This window comes from Sphingobium sp. 22B (genome assembly GCF_001580035.1).
In the GTDB taxonomy this organism is placed as follows: Bacteria; Pseudomonadota; Alphaproteobacteria; order Sphingomonadales; family Sphingomonadaceae; genus Sphingobium; species Sphingobium fuliginis.
In genome coordinates this window covers 1-3,509 of record NZ_LTAB01000068.1, presented here as the reverse complement: position 1 = coordinate 3,509, position 3,509 = coordinate 1, and the positions used below count along the sequence as shown (strand labels likewise).

The window sequence follows — 3,509 nt, the reverse complement described above, 5'->3', positions numbered from 1 at the left end:
ATGTCGTGCGGGAAGCCCACCACCGCCGCCTCCGCCACCGCCTCGTGCAGCACCAGCGCGCTTTCCACCTCCGCCGTGCCCATGCGATGGCCCGACACATTGATCACGTCGTCGACGCGCCCCGTAATCCAATAGTCCCCGTCCGCATCGCGCCGGCAGCCGTCGCCGGTGAAGTACAGCCCCGGATAGGTGGTGAAATAGGTCTGGAAGAAACGCTCATGGTCGCCCCACACGGTCCGCGCCTGCCCCGGCCAGCTCCGCGCGATGCAGAGATTGCCTTCCCCCTCGCCCTCCACGGCGACGCCATTGCCGTCGACCAGCAAGGGCTCGACCCCGAAAAAGGGCTTGGTCGCCGCGCCCGGCTTCAGGTCCGTCGCGCCCGGCAGCGGCGTGATCATGTGGCCGCCCGTCTCCGTCTGCCACCAGGTATCGACAATGGGGCAGCGCCCCTCGCCCACCACCTCATGATACCAGCGCCAGGCTTCGGGATTGATCGGCTCCCCCACCGTGCCCATCAGCCGCAGCGAGGCGCGGCTGGTGCGGGTCACATGTTCGTCCCCCTCCTTCATCAGCGAACGCAGCGCCGTCGGCGCGGTGTAGAGCGTCGTCACCCGATGCCGGTCGACCACTTCCCAGATGCGGCTGGGCGTCGGCCAGTTCGGCACCCCCTCGAACATCAGCGTGGTGCCGCCATTGGCCAGCGGCCCATAGACGATATAGCTGTGGCCTGTGACCCAACCGACATCGGCGGAGGACCAGAAGACCTCGCCCGGCCGATGGTCGAAGGCAAGGTCGAAGGTCATCGCCGCCCAGAGCAGATAGCCGCCGGTCGAATGCAGCACGCCCTTGGGCTTGCCCGTCGACCCGGAGGTGTAGAGCAGGAACAGCGGGTCTTCCGCCGCCATCGCCTCGGCCGGACAGTCGGTGGAGACCTCAGCGGCCAGTTCGTCATAATAGGCGTCCCGCGCGGGGTCCATCGCGACGTCACCGCCCGTCGCCCGGACGACGATCACGCGTTCCAGCCCCGGCGCCAGAGCCGCCGCCGCATCGACATTGCGCTTCAGCGGCACGGTCCTGCCGCCCCGCCGCCCTTCATCGGCGGTGATGACGATCCGGCTGTCGCAATCGCTGATCCGTCCCGCCAGCGCCTCGGGCGAAAAGCCGCCGAACACGACCGAATGGATCGCCCCGATCCGCGCGCAGGCGAGCATGGCGAAGGCCGCCTCCGGAATCATCGGCAGATAGAGCGTCACCCGGTCGCCGCGCCCCACGCCCGCGCCTTTCAGCACATGGGCGAAGCGGCACACCTCTTCATGCAATTGCCGGTAGGTGAAGCGCCGCGCCGGTTCCTCCGGATCGTCCGGTTCCCAGATGATCGCCGCCTGATCGCCGCGCGTCTCCAGATGGCGGTCCACGCAATTGGCCGACACGTTCAGCACGCCGTCGCTGAACCAGCTTATGCCGAAATCCCCTTCCGCAAAGCTGCTCTCATCGGCGCGGGTGGGTTCGCGCAGCCAGTCCAGCCGCCGCGCCTGCTCCAGCCAATAGGCTTCGGCGTCATCCAGCGATCGGCGATAGCCCGCGGCATAGGCGGCGGCATCGACCTTCGCCTCCGCCGACCAGGCGGGCGGCACGGGATAGACAGGGGGGGCCGTGGTCAGCATCGGCGGATCTCACTTCACTTTGGCGAGCGCGGCGGTCATCCGCCTGGCGGCGAAGGGCGGCAGCTTCACCGCCTTGGCCGCCGCGAGATCGGCCGGGGCCACCTTGCCCACCTGCACCAGCGCGACCATGCCCATCGAATAATGCGGCATGCACTTGATGCCGTAGAGGCCGGGCTTGGTGACGGTCAGCACCGCCTCCTTGTTCATCGCGCCCTTCATCGGGGTCGCGCCGGCCGGCAGCATGTTCGCGATGGTTTCGGCATTATGGCTGGGGTTGGTCGGCTGGAAACGGATGGTGTCGCCCACCGCCGCCTTCACGAAGGACGGCTCGAACACCATGGCGCCGTCCGCGCCCTGATTCTTCATATGGACGACGATGTCCTTCGCCTGCGCCGAAAGCGGCGCCAGCGTCAGGAACGCGGCGGCGGCAACGCCGCCCAGGGTGATGCGAATGCGGATCAAGGCTCTCTCTCCCATGCAAACATGCTTGGGCAAGTGATGACGCAGCGCAGCGGACCCCCGCAATGGGCCATTGGTCCTAGGGCGCGCGCCCCTCCGGCGCCACCCGAACCAAGGGCCGCCCCAGGTCGCGCCAGCCGTCCGTCCCCTCCGCCAGCCACCAGACATTGCGATAGCCCATGGCGCGCAGCCGCCGCGCCGCGTTCCAGCTCATCCAGCAATCGGACCGGCAGAAGACGACCAGCATGCGATCGCGCCACCCACCCGTCAGCCGCCGCACGCCGGCCGCGAACCAGAGCGCGATGTCGGGCTCCGGCACGCCCCTTCCCGCTTCGGGGAACCAGCGAGCGCCCGGAATGCTCTCATGCTGCGCCGCCAGCCGCCAGCGCCCGTCGCTCTCCCGATGCCCGCCCTCGGCCGGCAGGACGTCGAGGAACAGCGCATCCCGACCCGGCCGCAGGGCTGCGGCGGCGGCCGGCGCGATCCGCCCGACCCCGGCGGGCGGGCGGGAGACCGGGGCGCGATAGGCGGCGATCCGATAGCCGTCAGGCCCGAACAACGGCTCCGCCGCCACCGGCGCCGCGCAAAGCAGAAGGGCTCCGGCCCAGATCGTCCTCCTCATCCCGCTTCCCTCCCCATCCGACCCAAGGACCAATGGTAGCGCATTGCGCCAGCCTTTAGACCTGCACCAAGGGAGAAGGATGTGAAAAGGCGAAGCTACGCAGCCATGACCCTGGCCCTGCTCGTGCTGGCGGCGACCGGCCCCGCGACAGGCCAGGCCTCGCCCCTGATCTCGCCCAGATGGTCCGCCCAGTCGCCCTTGACCCGGCTGACCGGGGGCGTCGNGGGGCGGGCGCATCCACGCCCGCCGATCCGCTGGAATCGCCGATGTGGGAAGCCCATGCAAAGCTGCTGTTCGGCAACGATCCGGTCCGCTTCGACCCGCGGGTGAAGGTCGATTTCCCCCAGATCGCGGAGAACCAGCGCAGCTTCCCGGTCGCCATCGACGCCCGCGCCATCCCCGGCGTCCGGCGCATCGTCCTGATGGCGGACCTCAACCCGATCCCAATCGCCGTCGACTATCGCCCGACGGACAGCGAAGCCTATCTAGCCACCCGCATCAAGCTGGACCAGCGCACCCCCGTGCGCGGCGCGGTGCAGTTGGCGAGCGGCGAATGGCTGGTGTCGGGCGGCTGGATCGACGCGGCGGGCGGCGGCTGCTCGACGCCCCCGGTCAGCCGGGTCAAGGGCGACTGGGCGGACCATCTGGGCGAGATCAGGGGCGAGGCCTGGCCTGTCGCGGGGCCGGTCGCCGCCAGCCGCCTTCGCCTCAACTTCCGGCACCCGATGGACACCGGGCTGGTCGACGCCATTCCCACCTGTCTC

Annotated in this window: 4 protein-coding genes and 1 pseudogene; 1 reads left to right on the top strand and 4 read right to left on the bottom strand. The window is 69.5% G+C overall.

The window, feature by feature from the left end; translation table 11 throughout:
• From acs to A0J57_RS27080, 4 genes and pseudogenes are all read right to left on the bottom strand, one after another.
• On the bottom strand, window positions 1–1,664 hold a 1,664-nt coding region (acs, locus tag A0J57_RS24925), incomplete at its 3' end, for an acetate--CoA ligase (RefSeq protein WP_062017463.1).
• A gap of 9 nt (window positions 1,665–1,673) precedes the next feature.
• Window positions 1,674–2,141, bottom strand: coding sequence for a pseudoazurin (locus A0J57_RS24920; protein ID WP_061940182.1), 468 nt, complete (start codon window positions 2,139–2,141; stop codon window positions 1,674–1,676).
• Between the two features lie 61 nt (window positions 2,142–2,202).
• Complete coding sequence (locus tag A0J57_RS24915; RefSeq protein WP_061940184.1) at window positions 2,203–2,745, bottom strand: rhodanese-like domain-containing protein; 543 nt, start codon at window positions 2,743–2,745, stop codon at window positions 2,203–2,205.
• Between the two features lie 143 nt (window positions 2,746–2,888).
• A pseudogene (locus A0J57_RS27080) lies at window positions 2,889–2,963 on the bottom strand (quinoprotein dehydrogenase-associated SoxYZ-like carrier); the annotation flags it as partial.
• A gap of 36 nt (window positions 2,964–2,999) precedes the next feature.
• Between A0J57_RS27080 and A0J57_RS24910 the strand changes: the two are divergent.
• Window positions 3,000–3,509 (top strand): quinoprotein dehydrogenase-associated SoxYZ-like carrier (locus tag A0J57_RS24910; RefSeq protein WP_235600958.1); only part of this gene is annotated, 510 nt, incomplete at its 3' end.